This is a genomic window from Pseudomonas sp. Lb2C2 (genome assembly GCF_052112205.1).
Taxonomy (GTDB): Bacteria; Pseudomonadota; Gammaproteobacteria; order Pseudomonadales; family Pseudomonadaceae; genus Aquipseudomonas; species Aquipseudomonas kilonensis.
This window is the reverse complement of record NZ_JAUTYW010000004.1, coordinates 731,008-754,653: the sequence shown is the minus strand read 5'-3', so window position 1 is coordinate 754,653 and position 23,646 is coordinate 731,008. Positions and strand designations below refer to the sequence as shown.

Sequence of the window (23,646 nt, the reverse complement as noted above, 5' to 3'; positions counted from 1 at the left end):
ACGCGGAGCGTGAGGAACGATCCTCACAGCCCCCGCAACCCGATCGTTCCCACGCTCCGCGTGGGAATGCATCCCGTGACGCTCTGCGTCACCTTCCAGAAGCGGAACGCGGAGCGTCCCTGGCGGCACTCCCACGCGGAGCGTGAGGAACGATCCTCACAGCCCCCGCAACCCGATCGTTCCCACGCTCCGCGTGGGAATGCATCCCGTGACGCTCTGCGTCACCTTCCAGAAGCGGAACGCGGAGCGTCCCTGGCGGCGTTCCCACGTGGAGCGTGAGGAACGATCGTTCACAGCTCCCGCAATCCGTGTGTGGGATTGCCGACACCCACAACAGAATCAACCGACTTTTGCCCCACTCCCCGGCTCAAGCCTCAACACCAGCACGCTCATCAACACAATCACCGCCCCAACAATAACCATCATTGACGGGCGCTCGGCCAGAACCAAAGAAGCCATCAACATCGCCGTGGGCGGTATCAGGTAAAGCGCCATGGAAGCGCGGCTCACGTTGCTGTGCGCCAGCACGTAAGCCCAAGCAAGATACGCCAACGCGCTGGGAAAAATACCGAGAATCAACACCGCCAGACTCACCGAAGCCGAAGCCTGTCGCGCCGCGCTCAACATGCCCGGCGCAAAAATGAACAACAGAACCGTGCCCGACCAAACGGTGTAGCAAACCAGGGTGAAACCGTCATAACGATGGGCATGGCGCTTCTGCAAAGCGAAATACAAACTCCAGGACAGCGCCGCCAACAGGATCAACAGTCCATGGGCGTCCATGTCACCCAGGCCACGATCCCCCGCGACCACCACGCCTGCGCCAAGCAAGCCGCACAGCACACACCCCCACTGCCAACCGCTGACCCTGTCCTTGAAGACAAAATGCGCCAGTAGTGTGCTGAACAACGGCGTGGACTGGGCCAGCACACTGGCCGCCCCGGCGCTGACGCCTCGCTGACCGTAATTGAGGGCGATGTGGTGCAAGCTGACGGCAAAGAAACCCAACACCGCCAGCAACGGCAAATCCCTGAGACGCGGCGAGGAAATACCCTTCACCATCGCAACGAAGGCCATGAACACCGAGGCGATGAGAAACCGCACCAACGCCAATTGACCCGGCTCATAAGCCTGCAAGCCAATGCGGATACCAATCGGCGAATAGGCCCAGCAAACGATCACCAACAGCGTCGCCAGAATAACCTTCACACCGGTTTTGCCGGAGGAACCTTCAACCCGCGCAAAACGCGTTTCCATCTAAAGTTCCTGCTCACTGGCCGATTTGCCTCGAAGTATCGAAACCACCCAACCTCAGCACAAGTGACTTAAACTCAACCCACCATTCACTTTCGGTGAGCTATGGAACTGTCCCAACTGCGCATGCTCAAGACGGTCTGCGACACCGGCAGCATCGCCCGCGCCGCCGAAGTGCTGCACTGCGTGCCGTCCAACATCACCGCACGCCTCAAGTCCCTGGAACGGGAACTCGGCACGTCGCTGTTTTTCCGCGAAGGTCGCGGGCTGCGGGTCAGCCCAGCGGGCGAAGTGTTTCTGGAGTACGCGACAAAAATACTGAGCCTGACGGAAGAAGCCCGCCGCGCAGTCGCCCCCACCCGCGCACCGAGTGGACCACTGCGCATAGGCGCAATCGAGTCCAGCGCCACCGGGCGCCTGCCGCAGTTACTCGCCAAATACCACGCGCAGCATCCGCAGGTGTCGCTGGAACTGAGCACGGGCACCTGGGCGCAGTTGCTGGACGATATCCAACATAACCGGCTCGATGGCGTGATCGTAGCGGTGGACATCGAACGGCCTGGACTCAAGCGAGCCGTGATGTACCGCGAAGACCTGGTGCTCATCGCCTCCGAGTCCCACGGCCCGCTGCGCAGCGCCGCCGATTTGCAAGGCAAGGCGATCTTCATGTGGCCCACGGGCTGTCCGTACCGCTTGGCTCTGGAGCAGTGGCTGCTGCGTCATGACCAGGTGCAACCGATCACCAGCATCGCCAGTTATGGCGCCATCGTTGGCTGTGTCAGCGCGGGGGCCGGCGTCTCGCTGGTGCCCCGAGGGATCTATGAGCAATATCGCCAGGGCGCTGGTTGGACAGGGTATGAGTTTCCCGAGCTGACGGGGATCGATAACCTTTTTTACTGGCATGAAAACGCTGGGAAACATCCTGCCAGAGAGGCGTTTTTGACGATGCTGCAAACGGAGTTCGAAGGCTAGTTGCAGCACTCTCCCCTGTGGCGAGGGAGCTTGCTCCCGCTGGGCTGCGCAGCAGCCCCAATACCCGATCATCCTGATAAACGAAGATTCCAATCATTAACAAGGAGTCCGCTTTGGAATTACTCCCCCACTTCATCCTCCACGAAACCACCCACTGGATAGTCAACCACCACCTGGCATCCGCCCTGCCCGGCTACCTCATGCTCGGCTCCAAGCCTCACGTTAATTCACTGGCCCAATTGCCCGAACCCGCACTCGCAGAGCTGGGCAGCCTGATGGCAAACATCCAGAGCGTCGTTGAAACACAACTGAACCCCAAATGGCTTTACATCAGCCGCTTCGGCCACGATCCCCGCTACCCCATCCACTTCCATTTCATCCCGGTGTACGACTGGGTCGAGGCACTGTTCTGGAAAGATGCGCGGTACAGGCTGCTGGAGACCTTTGGCACTCAAGAAAACGCCCAGACATTGACCGATGGTGCAGAGCTGACATTGTTCATCTGGCGTGAATTTGGTGAGCGCCCCACGCCGCCAGCGATCCAAGGGCCCTCTATCAGCCAGGTAATTGAACAGTTGCAGCAAGCGTTCAGGACTCAGCCAACACCAAACCTTCCTCCAGCGCGTTGGCCATGATGTCTGCTGCTGATGCGTTGACCCAGGTCGAAATATCAGTTTCGCCCCTCGACGCAAGCCAACGTCCGACCATTTGATAGCCCAACGAGTAACCGAGCCATTTGGGTTTGTCGCCAAAACCAAAGAACCACTCGTTGTGATCGTAATATCGTGATTCGAGAATTTGCAGCCCAACCGGTGAGCGCAATAGATCGGCAGATGCGATGGCATGCTCCCAAGGCTCCGGATCGCTACCAAGCACATGCCGAACAAACTGACCGGCAAGCCCTTCGCTGACCAAAGCCTCGCCTAACGTCCAACCATAACCAGGACCGCCCATGCGCAGGCAATGATGAACCTCATGAACAACATGCCGACGCAGTGCGCCGGTGCGCAGGCTGGAAAAGAAATTCGGATTGTCGGGATCAAGGGTCATGGTAAACATGGAACTGCGATACGCCCGTCCTACCAGGCCCATTTCCGGAATGGTTTCGCCCGGTAGCCTCTGAATCAGGACATCGAGTCGCGGCGGGGGCATTAGGCGAGCAATAGCCTCGTAAGCGGCGTCAAACTCATCAACCAGCTCGCGGCGAAACTCGGCAAGACTCCCCGAGGCCTCCAGCCAGTGCAGCGTCCATTTCTCCATGTCCCCTCTCCTTTATTAATCGAAGCACCTGGCTCGATGACTCCAGGCCGCTCGCGACGGTAGATCCCCCGCTGGGCAACTGTCCAGTGTCGATCAGATTCGACTGAGCCTCTGTCTGCCCGGTTATCTCTGGCAAAAAACTGTCTCGATTCCTACAAGGCTCTCGGAAGCAGGTGTCTTGTCCGTCAAACCTGGTGAAACCTATAGTCATTCCCATCGCCGAATAGGGTGATCAGGTTTGGCGACCTGCGTATCGGATCAGCCCTTTAAATTAATTGGAGCAATCCCATGCAAAGATACACACCCATCACCGGCATCGACTGCACTCCCGCTTCCCTGCTCATCGACACCCAAGCCCCGCTTGACGTACTACACGCCACAGCTGATTACCGCATCCGTGTGGTGACTCAGGTGCTGGAGAACATTGCGTTTCGCTCCGAGATTACCAGCGACACTGTGGTGCTTTCAGATTTCGCACAGTTGCTGGTGATTCCGTTACGCGATGGGTGTGATTTGCTGGAGGTGATTGGTCGGCGACTTCAGGCGCAGGCTGAAAGCTGATGAAACGACGGGCGCCTAAAGGCGCCCGTTTTCGTGCAACTGGATCATGCGAATAGCACCTACTGCCAGCCAGAGCGACACCATCAGCTCCATGCTCGATAAAAAAACCATGATCTGCACTCCACCTCCCACCCGTCAGGAGTAGCCATATGGCTACAAATGGGACTATGATCAATAAGAAAATATACGTGATCCACCAGACGCACGATTTTGAGGATTGGCTTGACAGTGTGAAGGATGCTCAAGGAAAAGCGGCCATCTTGGCCCGCTTGGATCGCGCCGGAAATGGCAATTTTGGTGATTGCGAGCCGGTTGGCGATGGGGTGAGCGAAATGCGCGTTTTTATCGGACCAGGGTACAGAATTTACTTTGTACGCTCGGGGATCGCAGAGTACTTGATGCTCAGCGGAAGCGATAAAACAGATCAAAAACGAGGCATTAAGAGAGCCAAAGTGATTCTTGATGCCCTGAGAGGTAAATGACATGAGCGACAAATTCAACCCTGAGAATATGCCGGTCCTTAGCCTCAACACTACCGGTACGACTCGTTACGAGGCTTCGCGCTTTCTCGATACCCCGGAAGCTATAGCGGCTTATTTGGCTGAAAGTATGAAAGCCGATGATACGGAGGGCCTTATTCATGCGTTGGCCGAAGTTGCAAAAGCTAAAGGTGTCAATAAAGTCGCCAAGGATGCAGGGGTTAATCGTGAAAGCCTTTATAAGGTGCTGAAGTCTGGTGCAAAAACACGGTTTGAAACTATCAGAAAATTAATGACTGCGATCGGTGTAGAACTCACCGTACAACCGATTACAACACTAGCGGTGGCTCCCAAAGCTGCGGCTCCAACCGCTAGCAAACCATCGGTAGCTGCGGCCAAACCTACCGCGAAATCCGCTGCGAAAAAGCCAACCGTAGCAGCAGCTAAACCAAGCGCAAAACCTGCTGCGAGAAAACCAGCTGCCGCCAAGCCTGCCGTACCGGAAACACCTCTAAGCGTACCGGGGACTGGCAATATAAGTAACAACAAGGGGGGCAATAAGGGGACGGAACTATTTTCAGGCAAATAATCCGTCCCCTTTCCAGGGAACGTTTGCAGCCCTTTGTGACAGGCGCAATCGGCCAGAAGCGGACGATGGTCAGCTCGATACCTCCCCTTTTGATTCGACGAGGCTATTCGACTTCCGCAATGTCATAATCTCATTTTTCGGCATTGTCCGAGTCCAATAGAGTTTATTGTATTTCACTGGTAGGTTGGAGGAATATGGACATCACATACAAATTGCCACACCCGGTGAGAATCACCTGTTCCAAATATACTGAGATGTGCACGCAGGCGAGGGACCAAGTGTATGACGAAGTCTTCGCCGGGCTGGATATTGAAACTTGCTCAATAGACTACTTGACACAGACGATGATGAGACTGCGACCTGATATATTTTCTTTGCATCGCTCTGACAACTTAACCGATCATATGGCGGGAATCGCGCTTAGTACAACGCTTTACTCTTACAAATTCAGGCGTCAGGATGGTAACATCTTGACGACATCAAATTTTCTTGATGAGATTTTGGAAGAAACAGAGATTGGCGATGACGTTCCAGTAGATTACCTCCGCCCACCGTTTAAAACTTGTTATATCGAATTCACAGAGAGCCGAAGCTCTTCACTCAAAGTCTATAACGAACTTACTCACGAGCACATCCTAGAGGGCGTATATATAAGTGAGACCCAAATTAATCCGGGCTCAATGGAGATGAAGCGTTATAACGATAGCTCAATGGTGGATGTTAACAAGCCGCTTAGGATTCTGGACCTGATGTTTACCGGCTCTCCATTGGGTAAAGCGCATGTGGAAGATGACGCACTGCGAGTGCAAGGATTTTACATACAAGATGGGATGCGAACAATAAAACAGGAGCTCAGTCGAGTCGAGGAAGAGTACGGCCAGGATGATGACTTTACGGGCGACATGAGTTATTTATCTGAAACATTAAATCACATGGCCAAGGTTCTATTATTCATTAACTGCAAGCAATACCGTGACACTGCCTTCAATGAACGTAAGGAGATGAGAAAAAAAATAACGTCGTTGAAGGGCATAGGCAAGATTCGTAAATTTGAAGATAAGCTTCGGAAGACCTATGACAGAGTTGTGATTAGTCCAGTCGATAATGTGATATATGAATCCGATACAGGATTTAATCACGCGAGAAATGTAAAGGAAAAACGTACACATTGGAGGAAGGGGCATTTTCGAATGCAGCCCTACGGCCCTGGAGCTAGCAAGAGAAAGATTTTATTTATAGAGCCGACAGTCGTTGGTGGCGTCTTTGCGAAGAAAAAAAACTATGACGTGAAGGAGAAGACTGCGTCGTCTTGAGGCTCGTAGACGCTTCTATGACCATAACCGAGAGCAGTCGGGGAGGCTTCCCCCACCGCTTGATAGGCACCATTGAACATCGGTTTTTGGCCGATTTCTGCCGCTGTTCAATGGCTGCAAAGGGTCTAAAGACTCCACTACCGAGCGGCTGCTTTTGGCCGTTTTTTGCCTGTCGTGAAGGACGGCAACCGGCCTAAAGCTGACGGTGGTGACTGGCAGAAATCGGCCAAGAGCGGTCATTCAGCCTGTCTAACAAACTAGGGACGATTCAAACCGTGAAAAGCGCCGAGCCAGTTTCTCTTTAGAGGCGCGTCCTGATCGCCATCACTCCAATTGCTCAAGATCACTGCCTGAACCGTCGGCATCCGCGGGCTGAGGGAGCTGTTCAGCGAGAACCGTAAGATGTATAGAAGCGAACTGGTGGGCCGTTATCCTCGCTGGCTTTCCATCCTGATAGTACTGAGGGTCGTCCAGCTCGGCACCGTAACGGGTACGGAGGTTATCAAAAACGTAGTCCGGTGAAATTATTGACGCGACACTGTTGTAGGTCTCGCGCCTTAGGTCAGACCTAACCGGCAGGCCGCTTTCTACCTCCCATCCTTCTCCAATGTAGGTGTCGAGAAAGTCATCCAGCTTCGCAGGGTCTTTATCAAAAAGCTCACGCAAGCCCTCTTCGATCTCTTCTCGATTTCTTCCGTGCTGCCAGTACCAGTAAAGATTTGGTGCGTCTCTTCCTGCCTGCATGAACAACGGTTCAACTTCGTTCGCGTCACGGATGCGAACAGCGAACTGTTGGTAAAGAACGTCGTCCGCTCCATCAGGAAGAACTCGTCGCTCCTCAGGTGTGTCCTTTGAGTGTGTGAGCCAACGAACGCACTCCATACCCATAGCCATTGGATGCGCCGCTCCAAGTACTGCCTCAGCGGCTGACTGCCTGTCTGATAAGGGAATACGCCTGATAAGTTGAGAAATCAGCATACCGGCGTACATCATCGTGCCGCCCATTACGAACGCTCCGCGTTCGCGCGGAAGAAGATCTCCGTTCCTCGCAACAGCGATTGCTATCGCTAACGCCGATACTTCATCCAGAGAGTTCGCACGATCTCGAAGTGCTTGGATCAATTGCGGCATGACGCGCTTGGAATACATGCTCAGCAGACTGCGCTGCGAATCGGCATCTGCTGCGACGAGGGCGTCTATCAAGTCTGTTAAACGATTATCCGATATGTCTCCTTCAGGCACTCCGTAAACGAAGTAGCGTTTGAAATACCGACTCGAACAGATTCTTCGCTCTCTAGCCCACCTCTCCTCCCAATCGCCCCCGTACATCATGTTGCTGATTCGCGGAAAAAGAGGTTTCAAAAATCGCTCTCGCACCTGGCCTCGCTCTTCTGAGGAAGAACCCGGCATTGCGGTTTCGAGGAGTCGATCAACGGCGGACGGAGGTTTTTCCAAACCTCGCAAAGCTTCACGGGGCTCCCCTTTTAAAAACAAATCTGCGTTGTCGCGAATTGCTGTATGAAGCTTCGGGTACAACACCCTGAGCCCTTCAACAAGCATGAACTCAGCGATGTTGACCTCCCCCTTGACGAGTGGAAGTGCAAACATCAGTGCGTTTGTGTACAGCTTGGCAACTCGTGGAGTTTCAAGCTTCGGCTCAAGCCCGTCTACAAAATGGCGACAGAATACGTCGACCTGACGCTGGTCAAGAACAATCCCTGCTTGATTGAGAGCATGTTCGACGCCCTCGAAAGCGATCTCTCGCAGACTCATTTGATCAGCAGGTGGTAAATGCAAAGGTACCTGAATGATTTTTTCGAGAAACGCACGCCCTGCTTCTTGTCCACCGGCGCCGTAACGCTCACCCAATGCAGCAGCGACTACCTCGTCATCGAAAGCCAGAACGTAGCAGGTGTACTTGAAGCTTGCCGAGAGCTTTACCAGCTTGAAAATGGCATGGGTTTCTTGTCTGTCCAACCGGTCAATATCATCGATAAGGATGACCAATCTTTTCCCGCTTTGGCCCAGAAGAGCGTCAATTTGATCCTTAAGCTTATCGAGACTGACTTTGGATAATGACTCTCCGATCTGCTTGGCAGCTTCCCCTGGATTGATCTCTACACCCGGCAGAGCGACTGAGATGACAGACAGGATCCCTCCGTAGGACTCAAGCAGCGCAGCCGCTTTTTCTTTGAACGCTGGCTCTTTGCCCAAGGCCTCAGCCAGGGTCGCAAAAAAACCGCGCAAAAGCGCGTCTTCTGAAGGAAAGTGCCAAGGATTGAATCGTATTGTAACGACCTGTCCGTGCTGATCTAGCGACTCCTCCATCATCTTGAGAACTGAAGTTTTTCCATCTCCCCACGGGCCAAACAGACCGATGACGATGCTTGAGGGATCGCGGCGCCTAGCGATTGTCTCAGCGATACGCGCTGCGTAAGGCGCTCGCCCGAACCTATCTTGATGTTTTGAGGTGATGGGCTCGTCCGAGAAGTACTGATCGCCATCCTCGTCGCTTTCTCGATCGTGACCAACCAGTTCCTCTGCCGGAGCATCCGACGAGGCTTTTGAGCCTTGAGCGCCCATACCAAAAAGCTTGCGAATCCATCTCACGACTCTCTCCTTGATGTCTCTGTAACTCTTACGGGCTGATGCCCTTGCTTCGCTTTGTACAAGCCTGCTGAGCTAGAGCGAGATACGAACTACCCACCTCATGAATGTACGTTTTCTCTCATATTTGGTGGGTCGACAACAAGGATTTCTCCAGTCAGGCGCCGACCTCCGTGATCATGCTGGCAATTTGGTTTGGAATCGGGTGTGATAGCGGGGGCAGATGGAGCTGATAGATGGAAGCGAAAGACTTAATGACGTGGGCTCTTTCAGGCGGGGCATTGCTCGTTTCCTTCGCAGCGTTGTATTTTTCTCAACTACACAAACCTTCCAGCGCGATGTTGATCCTTCTCGAAAGAACGTTTACACCTGAGTCAATTTTATTGCAATTTGGAGACAATATTTACGATACACCTAAGGATCGTCTTGTTAGTCCCGCGACACGGCACCTCAGGTACACCTTAAGCAATACCGGCAAACAGGCACTATATGTAAAATCTGTTGAGATTCTCAGAGGACCTGACAAGCGTGGGCATATGCGGTCAAGTCATTCGTTCACGATTTTATACGACACTGAGATAAATTCCTGCCTACTCGATCCGGGGCAGATTCTGCCAATTAATATAAATCATCCTGTTGAATTTAAGCTACCAAGTGATTTTGACTATGCCTTCAATGCCTATGAGCTAGTTAGCATTGAGTTGATTTCGGCTGACGGCGCACGATATCAAATATGTCATGATATTTCAGATCTTGGAACCAGCGGGCCTGAGCTTCATCACCCTCTATGGGACGGTGTCGCTCTCGGGGCTCCAGTAAGAGACTCCGGATTTATGTAAATAACAATCAAGACGCCCAACTGCATGGTTGAAGTTTTTTTTGGGGTTGGGGTATATCGTCATTTTCCGCATTGCGTGGACTAATGGAGAAATCAGCAGATGGAAGTCAGAACTCCACTCACAACCGAGATGAACAGAGCAATAAAAAAACAGCAATCTGATAGGGATAACCCAGTCATCGTTGTATTCAAGTGTTGCAGGAATACGTCACAGGTTTTGAATCCAACCTCAGTGAAAAGGAGACAGATTTATTTGCTGGAGATAAATTCGCCCCCTTTTTCTCAAGACCATAACAGGCTGACAGGGCGACCAAATGAGTTCAGATTTTATTTAAAAAGTAATCATGACAGGGTCAGTTATGCAAAAAAAAATATCCAACGCGCACTAAAAACGGTAATTTTTTGCACTTTTACAGCTATCTAAATAGAGCGTTTTAGCACATGGAAAAAGTAAGAATAAAACTCGTAACCATTGGCCATATTCCTCTGCACCTCAACCTCCAAGAGGTGTCAAGCTGGAAATCTGAAGTATTTGAATTGATTGGTGACATTGACAATCTTTCATTGCGATGTGACTCAGACGAGGCTAACTGGGCTTATTCCGATATGCTACTGAAGACTCAGTTCCCTCCGAATGCTGGCGCTGACTTCTCAATTGCATTAGTTAACGTTCCAATTGAAGATAACTGGTACTCTCGGCGCCTCGGAGATAATAAAATTGTTCTAACATTCTGCCAAATTCGAGAATTCCTGAACTGGGAAAACATACCACTTGAAAATGTTGTTCTCCGAGTTCTATATAGCTACACGTTGCTCTACAGACGCTCCGGAAATAAAATCCCTGGTTTTGGAGTAGCACCAAGCTTCACCCACGACGAAACACGCGGCTGTCTTTTTGATATGAATGGCATTAAGTCTGATCTCGTCGAATCCTGTGACAAACCTATTGTATGCGGAGAGTGCGAGGAGCGACTAAAAAATGAAAGAATTTCAACGAAAATGATTAAAACGGTACAAAAAGAAATTAAAAACATTCAAAAGCACCTTTATTACAGGGCGTTCGATTTCGTAAAGACGAAGCCCCTAGCAGCCCTAGCAATATCGAGCGTATTTGCCATTTCATTAGGTGTTACAGGATCCTTAACAGCTTCGTACATTTACGATTTTTTTAAATTTCAGCTACCCACCGAAGTTAGTTCAGAACAACAATAAGTCGGGGCCTGATGCTTTTCTACACTATGAGGTAGCGGCTGTATGCTGCGCCTCACAAAACAGTTCTTTGGTTCCACCAAGCCCCTCTAGGCGCACGCTGGCTGTTTCCCCATTAGCAATACAAGGACGATGTACATGACCCTAAGCGATCTCGCTCAGATCCTGGAAGACCACTTTATCCCCAAGGCCCGTGATATCACGCGCTTTGCAGGTACCGGCTACTCGTTTGAAGAGTGGTTCAACTGGGAACAATTCAGCGCGTTTACCGCTCTAGCATTCAAGTGCAGTCCCAAACCTGGCTACAAGACACACTTTACTGGGCACGCATCTGCCCAATTGGGTGACATCGCGATTTGGGCGAAGGATGGTACAACCTGGTTGGTGGAAACGTCGTTGGTGCATGCCTATACGCAAAACAAATGGAAAACCAAAATCACAGAAGACCGGGAAAAACTCCAAGGCGCCGTTGGGCAAGGGGTTCGGAAGGTTCAGTTGATGTTGTTGTGCAGCGATGTAGAAACAGACCTTCAGGCCAAGTGGGCCTACTGGTTTGAGGATATGCCCTTCTGGGCAGCGCCAGACTCAAAAAAATACTTTAGCGATGGTGAGCAGGGAGAAGTGTGCTTGTTACTCTGGGAGGTGGAGTAACGACAGCAGATGCCGACGAGGGAGGGCTCAAAAAAGCTGGCGGCCCGGCATTTACGTAGACTCATTAATGCTTCTCTGAATCACCACTGACTTCCTAGATGCTTTGACTGGCTGCTTTTGGCCGATTCTGTTGAAAAAGTCGCCATGGTTTCCACGGTAGAAAAGCACGCGCGTGAGATTAAAATCTTTGCATTGAGCAGAGGATTCCAGGCTCAGATTTCGCGTAGCGGCGCGCAAAAAGGCATTTTCATCGGTCAGTATGCAAGCGGTCTGGAAGAACCGACTTTTTCAACAGAATCGGCCGGGAGTGGCCTCTCAAGAAGGGCCGCTGGATACACTCGCTTGGATCCAGCTTGTCCCGCCACATATCGCCGTGGCCTCAGGGGGCCCGAAGGTGCCAGGTATCGTCAACCCGCGCACCGCTGAGCGCACGACTTAACTTGCTAGCAAGTTTAGAGGGGGAAACCCTACAGGAGTCAAGAAGGAGGAGCACACAGAAAAAGGCCCAGCCTGCACTGGGCCATCCTTATCAATCTTCCGCTTCCCTTTCGTAATGGGCTTTCAATTCAGCTTCAGCACCCACGCTGAGCGACTCAACTGCTGCTTGGATTTCAGCTTCTGCCACATCGGGGTCGCCAGCTGCATCGCCGATCTCAGACATCACAACGGTCAACTGAACCCCGACATCATCGATGGGTAAAGCAATGATGTCCGATGGAGCACCAACTGGCGTCACAATTTCCTCGTCCTCTACACCTTCCGCAGTATTAACTTTTACTTTGGTTCTTTTCTTAACCTCGTCACGCAACGGGACTTTCTTTACAGTCACTGTAGCGGTACCAAGCTCTTGAAGTTTGATATCACCCAACTGATTAGGTACAGCGGCAACGGCTGTAACTGCAACAGCAATGTTTATTTTTCCTTCCGCTATCTTAGCGTCACCGCACTTACCAGTGCACTTCGTCAGTGAAATGCTGTTTCTGGCGTATGCGTACACTGGAACCAGTCGCATAGCCTTCCCATAGCGTTCCACTGTCATTACCACAAGAGCATTCGGCTCACGGTCCTTGGGGGCGACTTGGCCATTCATCAATACTTCCGGCCCGCGATATGCAATCAAGCAACTTGCACTTTTCAACGTTTGGCTATTAACAAACGCTCTAAATTTTGTGGATTTAGATGAGTCCTCCTTGACTCCCTTGACGTATTTACTTGCAGCTGCCCCACCCGCCTTGATTGCCAAATTAACTACAATCGGCACCCAAATAGCCTCGAAAAGTTTTTGATCGCCAGTAGTGCAGTGCGTCTTTAAGTCACTGCCGCCAGTTCCCCATAAAGGATTTTCGGTTCCCGGAGTTGCTACTACTTGAAGAATCCCGACATCAGCTTCGTCAGCTTGCGGTTCTATTTTTTTTGTCATCGCGATCGTAAGAGTTTCGCAACCACCCAACGACAACATCATTATTAAAGCTAAGACCCTGCGCATATCTGCTTTCCTTGCATTGTGTTGGAACGCTGAGTGTAGATACCATAGCGGCCATGCGCCACCTCTCCCTATGCCGGCACCAAGGCTCAGTAGGAACCGGCCCTGAGCTCGTGTTCCCACGTGGCTGCGCCACCTCGCCCGCCGGCCCTTCGTCCTGTATGTGCGGGCACTTGATGTTCATCGCTGTCGTCTCGGCAACAGGGAAGTTTGGGTCATCATTGAACTCGAAGAGGGCCCTGTCACTGTCAGCGCGGGTGATTATGCGATCTTCAATAGCAACCAAAAGTACGGCTACATAAACGACGTTGAGGGTTTAACGCGTGTTATGAAAATCGTCGTTTCCTAATGCATACCGCAGTCCTGACGCAGCTCTAGTCTGCTGCTGATGCCAGCGAGGGTTTCGGGCTCAGATTTCACGTAGCAGCGCGCAAGAAAGGCGTTTTCAGCAGTCAGTACGCGCCAAGTCGCGCGCCTGGCCACTTTCTCCAATCCACGTTTTACCTTAAACCCTCTCACCGTCACTAACATGAATACCAAGATCACAACGACCAGCTGCAAGATGCGGCTTAAGCGTCAACGCCGGAATTTCATAATCGCCATGATTCTGGCGACGAAATGGCAAGGGTTGATCACTGAAGAGCGTATTCAAGCGAGCGGCATAAGCCGTGCAAATGGATTGGAACCGGGCGGCGTCCATCTTGCTGGTCTTATAGATTGGGAAGGCCGGCATGACCGTGAAGCCAGGATAGAAAAGCACCCCATGCTGGATAGGGAATAACAGGTCATTCAACGCGCCGTTCACCCCTCGGCCACTGTAGTGGGATTCCCAACCGCCCATCGTGACCACCAACATGGCGCGCTTGCCTGTCATGCTGCCTTCGCCGTAGCGATCGCCCCAGTGGTTTTCGCTATGTTCGCCCACACCATAGGCAAAACCGTAAGCGTAGACGCGTTCGATCCAGCCCTTGAGAATCGCAGGCATCGAGAACCACCACAGCGGAAATTGAAAGATGACGGCATCGGCCCAGCGCAATTTGGCCTGCTCTGCCTGGATGTCCGCCGGTTGGCTGCCAGCGGCAAATACACGCTGGGATTCCAGCGCCGGGTTGAAAGGCGTTTCTGCGTCATAACCTGGGGCGTCGTCCGGATCGAGGGATGCTTTCCACCGCATGCCGTAGAGATCTGAGACTTCGACCTCGTGGCCTGCTGTTTCCAGATGAGTGATCGCAAAATCCTTGAGCGCGCCATTGAGCGAACGAGGTTCGGGGTGGGCGTAGATCAGCAGTATTTTCATGAGGGGCTCCGCGTTGAATGTGTCCCTCACCGTAAGCTTGCATCCGCTATGATAGAAATGAATTCCCGAAACACATGGTATTTGCATGCACAATAGCTTGCGCCGTCTGGATCTTAATTTGCTGGTCACATTGGATGCCTTGCTGGCCGAGCAAAATGTGACGCGGGCAGCACGCTTGCTCAATCTCGCGCAACCGACCGTCAGCCTGCAACTGGGCAGGCTGAGGGACATTCTTGATGATCCGCTTTTGCTGCCTGGCCCCCGAGGGATGTCGCCCACCGAGCGAGCTCGCGAATTGCAGGGCCCTTTGCGTGACGCGTTGGCCGCGCTGGAAAGCGCACTGAGTCCTGTGGCCGCTTTTGAACCCGGACGGTCCCATCAAACGTGGAAGATCGCTGCCAGTGATTATGCGACGACTGCCTTGATCTGGCCGTCGCTCTCGCGGCTCAGGCGCCTGGCGCCGTACACGCGGTTGGCGCTTGTGAATAAACCGACTGGCGACTATGCCAAGGATCTGGAAAACGGCCTAATCGATCTGGCGCTGCACACCCGCGATGAAGCGCCGCCCAAGTTGCGTCAGCGTTCCTTGATTCACGAACGCTATGTGCTGGCGGCGCGGCGCGGCCATCCCGCGCTGGCAACCAAGCTGTCGCTCAAAGCGTTCTGCGCGCTTGAACATGCGGTCATGTCACCCGATGGCGCCGGCTTCGTTGGCAGTACCGACCACGCGCTGGCAGCTGAAGGTCTGGAACGGCGAGTGGTATTGTCCGTGTCCAATTTCAACTCGCTGGTCTCAGCATTGGTGCACAGCGATTTGGTTGCGGTGGTACCGGAAAGGCTGGTGAAACATGAGCCTACGCTTCACGTCCAGGCACCTCCGCTGGCCATTCCCGGGTTTGAAATGCTGATGTTATGGCCCGAGCGACTGCATCGCGATCCTGCCCATATGTGGCTGCGCGACCTTATTGCTTCGACGTTGGAAACAACCGGCGCGCAGAAATAAATGGACCGGACCATGAAACGATGACGACGCCCCCCCTGCCCCGTGTCCCCTTAATAATGTCCAATTCACTCCAAGGAAGAAGCTAATGTCCTCCGATCCCCTATGCCTGGTTTTCGTACCCGCCCTTGCAGCTGTACTCACAGCAGCCGAGTCCAAAAAAGGCGCCCCACTCACCGAACTCGAAGTCTGCAACATCCGAGACCAAGCCACCTGCATTGCAGTAACCTTTGCCACCGCGCTGGCGATGGAACAAGAGCGGGGCTATGCGGATATCGTTGCCGAGGATTGCTGGAACGAGTGGCAACGATTACGCCTCTCGATTCAACAAAGCCCACGTTGAGGGGCTGACACCTAAGCCATTGAATACCCCGCCTGGAGCCTTTTATGCCATCCACCTCACGTGACGACGCCCGTATTGAGCGTCGTCTCATCGCCACCCTGACCGAAGCCTGTGAAACCGCCAAAACTGAAATCCCGGGCTTCGCCTGGCTGACCCACACCGTCGACTATCGCGCCTTTCCCCAAAGCCTGCGCGTGATCTGGATTTTCGACAGCCGCGCCAGCCAGGACCACGCCCTCTCAACGGGGGCAGACAAACGCATGCGTGAGCTGACCATCGCCGCCCTGAACGACGCCGGCGTACACGTCACCCACATGGCCCGCTGCGTCAGTTTCGACTCCGAAGAAGAATGCCGCCTCCGGCATGGCGGCGACTGGCGCCTGCGCCTGGCCAAGGTACACACGACCAACGCGCCTGCGAGCCATCGATGACCCACTGCTGCGGGCTCATTCTCGACGGCACGCGAGAAGACATACGGCCAGGTCATCTTGCGAACTGGAAGTCAGCTACGCCCGGAGTAACGGGTTGCTTTCGGCCAAAAGCTGACACCGCTGTAATGGTTCGTTTAGCTAAATTAACGTGCGTATATGTTGAGCTGCTCAGGAAACAACTTCTCAGAAAGAGGATGTGGACCGTCAAGAATGTCTATCTCGATGCAATCAACCTTAGTGCCGGACAAAACCAGTTTTGGCCTCGTCGTCGACGCAGGTGCGTACCCATCCAGGATGAGTCCCGTTGTTTGAATGCCAAGGGGTGAACCGCAACTGTCGGAAACTGCCGCGGTCGGTTTACGTTTTAGCGATTAGCGTCGGCCAGGCCAACCTCAATGAAGCGCACGGAACTCTCCATTGCCTGCTGACCTTCTGGCAGCATGGTGGCGTAGAAGTGCCAGGCATGGAACATCGCAGGCCAAACTTCCAGGTTGACGCGAACGCGGTTATCAGCCAAATGAGTTGCAAGATGCATCGCGTCACTCAACATCAGCTCGTTCTCGCCGATCTGCACCAGAATTGGCGGAAGTCCAGTGACGTCCGCGAACACAGGAGAGGCCAGAGGATGATTGGCCAATGTGTCGCCCAAGAACGCCCTGGCCAGAATATCCAGGACAGGCTTGGAGTTCAGAGGATCCAAACCTTCACGATTGCTCATGGAAGCACCGGTGTGTTCAAGGTTTGCCCATGGCGAAATGGAAGCGCCAACCGCAGGCAATGGAAGTCCTTTGGATTTGGCCGCCACCATCACGCTGACAACCATCGCGCCGCCAGCTGACTCGCCAGAGAATGCAATCTTGTTAGCCGGGATTTTCTGCTCAAGCAACCACTCGTAGGCGCGCAATGTGTCGTCAATAGAGGCTGGGAACTTGTGTTCAGGGGCAAGGCGGTAGTCCGGCATGTACACACGAGCACCGAGCATCTTTGCGTAGTTGCCGCCGATGCCGTGATAGCCGTCTGGACGCCCAACAATGTAAGCACCGCCGTGGATGTACATCACTACTGCGTCGCTTTTGATCTCGTCCGGAGTGACCAGTGTGCCTGGCACTCCACCCATGTCGACTGCTTCAAATTTGACGCCAGCAGGCGCTGGATTTTGCGCGAGCATTTTTGCGTAGGAGTCGCGGATGTCGCTCATCTTTGTGGTGGTATCGATTCCCTTGAGAACGGGTACCAGATCGCTAAGGCTGTTAGCCCAGGTTTGGACGGCTGCTTGCACTTTAATGTTCATAATGACCTCAATTGATCGCTGGGCAACGGAATGGCTAATTGAGATATTATGCTCATGATTGGGGAATAGGGTTCCCCATAGCCGGGTGCTAAGCCGCCCGAACGTTGACGTCCAGAGGTCCCATGGAACTCCATAACCTGAACGATATTGCAGCGTTTGTAAGCTCGGTAAACGCTGGGAGCTTCACTGCGGCGGCCAAGCAACTTGGCCTTACTCGCTCGGCAGTGGGGAAGTCCATAGTCAGGCTTGAGGCTCGATTACAGGTACGTTTGCTGAATCGCACCACCCGTAGTTTGAGCATGACGGATGACGGCCAGGTTCTTTATGAGCGCTGCGTGGGCGTTCTTCAGGATCTGGACGATGTGGAGGATGCCCTTGCGTTTCGTCGTTCGACACCCAGTGGACGACTGCGGATGAGCCTGCCAGTTGCGTTGGGCAGACTTCATGTCCTTCAGCACATTGAGTGCTGTCTGAAGGATTGGCCATCCTTGAGCGTGGATATCACCTTTTCCGACAGGCTGGTCGACCTGATTGATGAGGGATTTGACTTGGCCGTGCGCATCGGGCCTCCCAAGGAAGACTCTCGGTTGCTCACGCGCACCGTGGCCTACCAACAAATGATTACCTGCGCTTCACCCAAGTATCTGGCTGAGCATGCCCCCCCAAAAACGCCCGAAGATCTCTTCGAGCATCAGTGCCTGCATTTCGTGAGCGGCGGGAGACTGCTTCCCTGGAATTTTCGAGTGAACGGTCGCTCTTTGCCAGTTACTCATGGTGGAAGGCTACAGATGGACAGTGCTGAGTCATTGCACCAGTCAGCTGTCGCAGGCCTGGGTATCGCGACTCTTCCTTCCTACGTGGTTAACGACGATTTGAGAAGCGGCAAGCTCGTTCAATTGCTCGCAGGATATGCAGAGGCCGCAGAGCCTATTCGGGTGATCTACCCTAGCAAGCGGCACCTCTCTCCAAAAATTCGACTCTTCATCGATAAACTTGTGGAGGCTTGGTCGCCTTTTCCACCATGGGAGCATAATCCGGCGAAAGGTACTCCTCTGTCTGCCCCCTGAGCGAAGCGCATGTATCTGGTCGGTCCGCGGCTTATACGCCGTAAATTCATCTCACACCGGCTTCGACTTCAGACTTTGGGCACGAATTCGGAGTAGCCAAGTTTTTGATAGAACCCGGGGGCCTGAAAGCTGAAGGTCTCCAGCCAGATACCGGTGCAGTGCTTTTTCTGCGCGACTTCTTCGGCCATGCGCATTAGCCGTTCACCAATACCCTGACCACGCATCGACTCGGGAACGCTGACAAGATCGATGAGCAGCCATCGATAAGAGACCTTGCCGTACAGTCCGCCAATGACTTCGTTACTGTCAGGGTCTCGTAGCAACAGAGCAAATGTTTCATGGGCGTCGTCTCCACCGTTGGCCAGGTTATGAAATTCCTAGTCGTTCTGCCTCAGTCGCATTTTCCGAAAGCTGGATTTCTACAGGCAACCCATTCGAGATATCCATATGAAACCCATTCCGACAATCGATAACGTATTACCCGTCGCGTTGGTGACAGGATCCACTTCCGGTATCGGCGCAGCCATTGCACGTGTACTAAGCCGGGCAGGCTATGCGGTGGTGCTCCATTCGCGAAATTCTGCAGATACGGGACGCGCTATGGTTGCCGAAATGAAGCAGGCTATTTACGTGCAAGCTGATCTTGCGTTCGAAGCTGACAGGGTCAGGCTTATTAACGAGGCGATCGCCGCGTGGGGGCAGCTCGACGTATTGGTCAATAATGCCGGTATTAGCAGAGTCATTCCGCACAGCGACCTTGCCGCGGCCAACTCGACGGTGTGGCACGAGCTTAACGAGGTTAATGTCGTGGCGCCGTTCCACCTGGTCGCATTGGCCGAGTCGGCATTGCGCGATGCCGCCCGTTACCGTCGAGCAGGTTGCGTCGTAAACATCAGTTCCCATGCCGGCATCCGTCCTAAGGGCGCATCGATTCCCTATGCGGTAAGCAAAGCTGCGCTTAATCACATGACCCGCTTGCTCGCGGTATCGCTGGGGCCAGAAATTCGCGTAAACGCTGTGGCGCCTGGCTTGGTCGACACGCCTCTGACCGCAGAATGGACAGATGCCCAAGAGTTGTGGCGAACTCGCGCACCTATGCGCAGGGCCGCTAGCCCAGACGACATCGCAAAAGCTGTTGTCATGCTGGTCGAGTCGGACTACTTGACCGGTGAGATACTCCTCTCAGACGGCGGGTTGAATCTGACCTAGGCTAGCGTGCTCCGGTGTAGCAGGTGAGAAGACGGGGCACTCTGTTTCGCCGGCTCGCCCAAAGGACGGGCAGCATAGCTTCTCAGGACGGACTAGGGTTTGTCTGAAAAGTCGCTTTGACTAAAAGCCTCGACCAGGCCTGCCGCGTTTGTGTGACGGGCCTCAGTACAAAAAACGCAACGTTATTGAGCGGTTGTTCAACTGGCTCCAGGAAAAACGTCGGCTCTGTACGCGTTACGACAAACTTGCCAGCAGCTTTAAAGCCATGGTCACACTGGCCTGCATCGAGAGATGTTTGCGGGCTGACTTTTCATACAAGCCCTAGGTCGCCTGCACTCATTTGTGCCATATTCTTTTCCGAAAACTGCAGAGTAATCTTTCAAATCGGCAGCGCCGTACGTGTGCGGATGGCTAAGGCTGGCTACGTTACCGCTTAGAATGAGCCCTTCCATCAGCCAACGAGCACGCCATGAAGCCGGACAATCTGAGTTGGGATGATCTGCGGATCTTCATGCACGTCGCCAGGTGCCAGAACCTCTCCCGAGCGGGAAAACAGCTGAAGATCGACCAGTCGACGGTAAGCCGCCGGATCAACCAGCTGGAATACGCCCTTGGCTTTAGCGTATTCGAGCGCAGCAGTTCAGGCTTGCAGTTGAATGACCAAGGCGCTCGCTTGCTGGCGCAGGTGGAAGTGATGGGCGACGGTTTTTCCGGGCTGCTTGAGCAGTTGTCCTCGGGCACCAACACGGTTTCCGGCAGGGTCCGGGTCGGTACCATGGAAGGCCTGGCCTCGCTCTACCTGACCCAGCAGGTGCCAAAGCTGCAATTGCTGCACCCCAACGTCACCCTGGAGTTGGTCACTTCGACCCACCAATTGCAGGTGACCCGGCGCGAGGCAGATATCTTCCTGGGCTTCTTCGAGCCCTCGGGCCAGGGCTTTCACACCGAACGAGTCGGGCAGTTCGAATTGAACCTGTACGGTAGCGACGACTACTTGCTATCTCACGGCACCCCTTCGCTGCAGACATTGGAGAACCACTTGTTCGTCGGCTACATCGAAGAGTTGGTGCAGATCGAGGCGGTCAAATGGCTCGATGAACTGATTTCAACGCCTAAACTGGTATTCCATTCCAACAGCATGCTCGCGCAGATGTTTGCCGCCAGCGCCGGCGCAGGGCTGGTAATGCTGCCCTCCTTTGCCCATGCCGAACGCTTTGGTCTGCGGAAAATCCCGCTGAATGGGCCCAAGGTCACCCGCGATCTATGGCTGAGCGTCCATCAGGACCTGCGTTATGTGCCGCGAATCAAGACCATGCTGGAGCACCTGTCGCGGCTGTTTCGTAACGACGAGTTATTCACCATCAACTAATACCACGCGACATCCAAAATTGATAATTGCGCACTTTTGCACCATATCGCAGCACTTCTTCATTTCAAGCACCGTTTCGGCGATGCAGCTTTGCAATAGGCGTTGTTGCATTACGGCTTGGCAGTCTGGGCCCGTACTTTAAACTGAGTTCGCCACCTACCCGACCGAGGCGCACTCAATGAAACAAGACTCCATCTGGAGTGCCATATTCGAGCACCCAAACTTTGCAATACTGGTTAAAAGACGGCGCCGGCTGGTCTCCACGCTGATGCTGATCAGCATGGCGGTGTACTTCGCCATTCCATTGTTCTCTGCATACTTCCCCGAATTTCTTTCTTATAAGATTTATGGCGCCATCAATGTTGGCCTGGTGTATCTGGTCGGGCAATATTTCTTCGGTGCTGCGATTGCCATTTTTTATGCCTGCCGCTTGAAGAACATCGACGCGATGTCCGTCGCCCTGGTTTCCGAAGCTTCCGTGAGCATCAATCATGACCCAAACCAACCGCACTAACCGCTTGGCCACCCTGCGCGGCTCGACAGCATTCAAAGCCTGCATGGGGCTGGCCGCCTTGCTCACGGCCAGCCAGGGCAACGCCGCCACGCTGGTCTCCGAAGCCAACCGGCCACTGACCTTCGGCGTGTTTGCCGCGCTGTTCCTGATCACCCTTGGGATTACCTTCTGGGCCGCGCGCAAGAACAGTTCGGTGAAGGATTTCTATACCGCGGGCGGTGCATTGTCCGGCCGGATCAACGGCCTCGCCATTGCCGGTGATTACCTGTCAGCAGCCGCATTTCTAGGGGTCTCCGGCCTTATCGCCATCTATGGGTTGGACGGTATAACCTACGTCATCGGCTTCTTTGTATCTTTCATACCGGTGCTACTACTGATCGCCGAGCCTTGCCGCAACTTGGGTAAATATACCTTGGGCGATGTGTTGGCGTTTCGTAATAACTTCCGCGCCTCGAAGTTCGCCGTAGCGATTTCCAGTGTATTGGTCGCGCTCTTTTATATGGTGCCGCAGATCGTTGGCGGCGCCGTGATCATCGCTGCACTTATCGGTATCCCATTCGAAATATCGGTGGTGTCGGTGGGCGTGCTGATGCTGGTCTACGTGCTGTTTGGCGGCATGCGTGCCACCACCTCGGTGCAGATCCTCAAGGCCACCTTGCTGATTGCCTTCTGCTTCCTGTTGGTGGTACTGAGCTGGGCCCCTTATGGCTTCAACATCAGTGCCTTTTTCAGCGACCTGGTAGGCAGCTCGGCCGTGCAGAAACACGTGCTCGGCACCTTGCTCAACGGCGTGTCCCAACTCTCGGCGGAACAAGCCGGGCAACGCTTCATGGAGCCTGGGCTGTACCTGAAGAATCCGCTGGAACAGATCTCCCTGAGCCTGGCGCTGGTGCTCGGCACGGCGGCCATGCCCCATATCCTGATGCGCTTCTTTACCGTGCGCGACGCACAAAGTGCCCGTACTTCGGCGCTGACCGCCATGTTGCTGATCGGCCTGTGCCATCTGTTCATCATCGTCATCGGTTTCTCCGCCGCGCTCCACCTGGGGCCCTTCGCGATTACCGCCATGGACAAGGGCGGCAACCTCGCCGCCCCGATGCTGGCCCAGTTCCTGGGCGGTGGCGCCGATAGCCTGCTCGGCAACCTGATGCTCGCGTTCGTCGCGGCCGTGTCCTTCGCAACCATAGTCGCAGTGGTCGCCGGGCTGACGCTGGCAGCAGCCTCCACACTCGCCCATGACGTGTATGTAGGCGCCGTGCGCCAGGGCAAGGCCACCGAGGGCGAGCAGGCCACCGCAGCCCGCCTGGCGACATTGGCGATCGCCGTCATCGCCATCTGCGTGGGCATTTCGGCCAAGGGCCAGAACGTCGCGCAACTGGTCGGGCTGGGCTATGCGGTCGCCGCGTCGGCCAACCTTCCGGCACTGCTGCTGACCCTGTACTGGCGCCGCTGCAGCACCGCTGGCGTGATCGCGGGCTTGCTGGGCGGCACGGTGCTGTCCATCGGCCTGGTGCTGGTGTCGCCGAATATGAGCTACCCGCTGCAGCAAAAACAGGTGGCGCTGGCCGCAGCCGCTAAATCCCAAGCCAAAATCGAATTGATCGACAAGGGCGCATTGGTTGCCACCGCCACGGAGCGCGAGCAATTGCTCAACGATGTGACCAAGCAACAGGCAACCGCCAGCCTGATCCCGGACTCGGCCACCAGCCTCATCGGCCTGCGTGAGCCATGGGTGCAGCTGCGCAACCCGGGGTTGATCTCTATCCCGCTCGGCTTTGCCCTGGTCATTCTGTTTTCGCTGCTGTTCCCCAGCCAGCTGTCGCTGTCGCGCTGGGTGGAGTTTTCCGTGCGCCGCGAGACCGGCCTGGGCGTCGCACAAGCGGCTCAACACTAATTCGTCAAGGTTTCC

At 54.1% G+C, this 23,646-nt stretch carries 23 protein-coding genes and 2 pseudogenes; 18 read left to right on the top strand and 7 right to left on the bottom strand.

Annotated elements, in window-relative coordinates; translation table 11 throughout:
• Positions 1 to 339 precede the first annotated feature (339 nt).
• On the bottom strand, positions 340 to 1,257 hold the full coding sequence (locus Q7F16_RS15425) for a DMT family transporter (RefSeq protein ID WP_409557132.1): 918 nt from the start codon (positions 1,255 to 1,257) through the stop codon (positions 340 to 342).
• A gap of 102 nt (positions 1,258 to 1,359) precedes the next feature.
• Between Q7F16_RS15425 and Q7F16_RS15420 the strand changes: the two genes are divergently transcribed.
• Positions 1,360 to 2,226, top strand: a complete 867-nt coding sequence (locus Q7F16_RS15420) for a LysR family transcriptional regulator (RefSeq protein WP_046064209.1) — start codon at positions 1,360 to 1,362, stop codon at positions 2,224 to 2,226.
• Positions 2,227 to 2,339: 113 nt separating this feature from the next.
• Positions 2,340 to 2,861: an HIT family protein gene (locus tag Q7F16_RS15415; protein ID WP_409557133.1), complete on the top strand. Its 522-nt coding sequence runs from the start codon at positions 2,340 to 2,342 to the stop codon at positions 2,859 to 2,861.
• On the opposite strand, the gene Q7F16_RS15410 is transcribed toward Q7F16_RS15415, so the two are convergent.
• Entirely contained in the window at positions 2,815 to 3,486 is a 672-nt protein-coding gene (locus tag Q7F16_RS15410) for a DUF2268 domain-containing putative Zn-dependent protease (RefSeq protein WP_057450957.1), read from the bottom strand. The genes Q7F16_RS15415 and Q7F16_RS15410 overlap by 47 nt on opposite strands.
• A gap of 288 nt (positions 3,487 to 3,774) precedes the next feature.
• Here Q7F16_RS15410 and Q7F16_RS15405 point away from each other — a divergent pair, with 288 nt between their 5' ends.
• From Q7F16_RS15405 to Q7F16_RS15390, 4 genes are all read left to right on the top strand, one after another.
• Positions 3,775 to 4,047 (top strand): hypothetical protein, encoded by a 273-nt coding sequence (locus Q7F16_RS15405; protein ID WP_043042470.1) that lies wholly within the window; start codon positions 3,775 to 3,777, stop codon positions 4,045 to 4,047.
• Positions 4,048 to 4,214: 167 nt separating this feature from the next.
• Positions 4,215 to 4,529 (top strand): type II toxin-antitoxin system RelE/ParE family toxin, encoded by a 315-nt coding sequence (locus Q7F16_RS15400; protein WP_409557178.1) that lies wholly within the window; start codon positions 4,215 to 4,217, stop codon positions 4,527 to 4,529.
• 1 nt (position 4,530) lies between these two features.
• A complete protein-coding gene (locus Q7F16_RS15395; protein ID WP_409557134.1) occupies positions 4,531 to 5,115 on the top strand; it encodes an addiction module antidote protein in 585 nt (194 codons plus the stop codon).
• A 278-nt stretch (positions 5,116 to 5,393) separates the two neighbouring features.
• Complete coding sequence (locus Q7F16_RS15390; RefSeq protein WP_152644378.1) at positions 5,394 to 6,428, top strand: hypothetical protein; 1,035 nt, start codon at positions 5,394 to 5,396, stop codon at positions 6,426 to 6,428.
• A gap of 324 nt (positions 6,429 to 6,752) precedes the next feature.
• Here Q7F16_RS15390 and Q7F16_RS15385 read toward each other — a convergent pair whose 3' ends face one another.
• Positions 6,753 to 9,038, bottom strand: coding sequence for a KAP family P-loop NTPase fold protein (locus tag Q7F16_RS15385; RefSeq protein ID WP_409557135.1), 2,286 nt, complete (start codon positions 9,036 to 9,038; stop codon positions 6,753 to 6,755).
• A 233-nt stretch (positions 9,039 to 9,271) separates the two neighbouring features.
• Between Q7F16_RS15385 and Q7F16_RS15380 the strand changes: the two genes are divergently transcribed.
• From Q7F16_RS15380 to Q7F16_RS15370, 3 genes are all read left to right on the top strand, one after another.
• Positions 9,272 to 9,874, top strand: coding sequence for a hypothetical protein (locus Q7F16_RS15380; protein ID WP_409557136.1), 603 nt, complete (start codon positions 9,272 to 9,274; stop codon positions 9,872 to 9,874).
• Between the two features lie 440 nt (positions 9,875 to 10,314).
• Complete coding sequence (locus Q7F16_RS15375; protein ID WP_409557137.1) at positions 10,315 to 11,085, top strand: hypothetical protein; 771 nt, start codon at positions 10,315 to 10,317, stop codon at positions 11,083 to 11,085.
• Between the two features lie 135 nt (positions 11,086 to 11,220).
• Complete coding sequence (locus Q7F16_RS15370; protein WP_409557138.1) at positions 11,221 to 11,733, top strand: hypothetical protein; 513 nt, start codon at positions 11,221 to 11,223, stop codon at positions 11,731 to 11,733.
• 529 nt (positions 11,734 to 12,262) lie between these two features.
• Here the strand turns inward: Q7F16_RS15370 and Q7F16_RS15365 are convergent.
• Together Q7F16_RS15365 and Q7F16_RS15360 are read right to left on the bottom strand one after the other, a co-directional pair.
• Positions 12,263 to 13,219 (bottom strand): hypothetical protein, encoded by a 957-nt coding sequence (locus tag Q7F16_RS15365; RefSeq protein ID WP_409557139.1) that lies wholly within the window; start codon positions 13,217 to 13,219, stop codon positions 12,263 to 12,265.
• 502 nt (positions 13,220 to 13,721) lie between these two features.
• A complete protein-coding gene (locus tag Q7F16_RS15360; RefSeq protein ID WP_409557140.1) occupies positions 13,722 to 14,513 on the bottom strand; it encodes an NAD(P)H-dependent oxidoreductase in 792 nt (263 codons plus the stop codon).
• 85 nt (positions 14,514 to 14,598) lie between these two features.
• On the opposite strand from Q7F16_RS15360, the gene Q7F16_RS15355 reads away from it, so the two are divergent.
• The 3 genes from Q7F16_RS15355 to Q7F16_RS15345 all read left to right on the top strand — a co-directional run bounded on the left by Q7F16_RS15355 (position 14,599) and on the right by Q7F16_RS15345 (position 16,287).
• Positions 14,599 to 15,516, top strand: a complete 918-nt coding sequence (locus tag Q7F16_RS15355; RefSeq protein WP_409557141.1) for a LysR family transcriptional regulator — start codon at positions 14,599 to 14,601, stop codon at positions 15,514 to 15,516.
• A gap of 85 nt (positions 15,517 to 15,601) precedes the next feature.
• Positions 15,602 to 15,856: a hypothetical protein gene (locus tag Q7F16_RS15350; RefSeq protein ID WP_053180412.1), complete on the top strand. Its 255-nt coding sequence runs from the start codon at positions 15,602 to 15,604 to the stop codon at positions 15,854 to 15,856.
• 44 nt (positions 15,857 to 15,900) lie between these two features.
• Positions 15,901 to 16,287: a hypothetical protein gene (locus Q7F16_RS15345; protein WP_409557142.1), complete on the top strand. Its 387-nt coding sequence runs from the start codon at positions 15,901 to 15,903 to the stop codon at positions 16,285 to 16,287.
• Between the two features lie 364 nt (positions 16,288 to 16,651).
• Here Q7F16_RS15345 and Q7F16_RS15340 read toward each other — a convergent pair whose 3' ends face one another.
• Positions 16,652 to 17,578 carry an alpha/beta hydrolase gene (locus tag Q7F16_RS15340; RefSeq protein WP_409557143.1) on the bottom strand — a complete coding sequence of 309 codons (927 nt, stop codon included), beginning with the start codon at positions 17,576 to 17,578 and terminating at the stop codon, positions 16,652 to 16,654.
• A 122-nt stretch (positions 17,579 to 17,700) separates the two neighbouring features.
• Between Q7F16_RS15340 and Q7F16_RS15335 the strand changes: the two genes are divergently transcribed.
• The gene (locus tag Q7F16_RS15335; RefSeq protein ID WP_046064196.1) at positions 17,701 to 18,645 is read left to right on the top strand and encodes a LysR family transcriptional regulator; all 945 of its coding nucleotides are present in this window, start codon (positions 17,701 to 17,703) and stop codon (positions 18,643 to 18,645) included.
• A 68-nt stretch (positions 18,646 to 18,713) separates the two neighbouring features.
• Here the strand turns inward: Q7F16_RS15335 and Q7F16_RS15330 are convergent.
• Positions 18,714 to 19,074 (bottom strand): annotated as a pseudogene (locus tag Q7F16_RS15330) (GNAT family N-acetyltransferase).
• 18 nt (positions 19,075 to 19,092) lie between these two features.
• Here Q7F16_RS15330 and Q7F16_RS15325 point away from each other — a divergent pair.
• The 5 genes and pseudogenes from Q7F16_RS15325 (at position 19,093) to Q7F16_RS15305 (ending at position 23,631) form a co-directional block, all read left to right on the top strand.
• Positions 19,093 to 19,854: an SDR family NAD(P)-dependent oxidoreductase gene (locus Q7F16_RS15325; protein ID WP_409557144.1), complete on the top strand. Its 762-nt coding sequence runs from the start codon at positions 19,093 to 19,095 to the stop codon at positions 19,852 to 19,854.
• A gap of 124 nt (positions 19,855 to 19,978) precedes the next feature.
• Positions 19,979 to 20,179, top strand: a pseudogene (locus Q7F16_RS15320) (transposase); the annotation flags it as partial.
• Positions 20,180 to 20,323: 144 nt separating this feature from the next.
• The gene (locus tag Q7F16_RS15315) at positions 20,324 to 21,223 is read left to right on the top strand and encodes a LysR family transcriptional regulator (protein ID WP_046064195.1); all 900 of its coding nucleotides are present in this window, start codon (positions 20,324 to 20,326) and stop codon (positions 21,221 to 21,223) included.
• 178 nt (positions 21,224 to 21,401) lie between these two features.
• The gene (locus tag Q7F16_RS15310; RefSeq protein WP_409557145.1) at positions 21,402 to 21,737 is read left to right on the top strand and encodes a DUF485 domain-containing protein; all 336 of its coding nucleotides are present in this window, start codon (positions 21,402 to 21,404) and stop codon (positions 21,735 to 21,737) included.
• A complete protein-coding gene (locus Q7F16_RS15305) occupies positions 21,715 to 23,631 on the top strand; it encodes a solute symporter family protein (RefSeq protein ID WP_082098003.1) in 1,917 nt (638 codons plus the stop codon). Before Q7F16_RS15310 ends, Q7F16_RS15305 begins: the two co-directional genes overlap by 23 nt.
• The last annotated feature ends 15 nt before the right edge of the window (positions 23,632 to 23,646 follow it).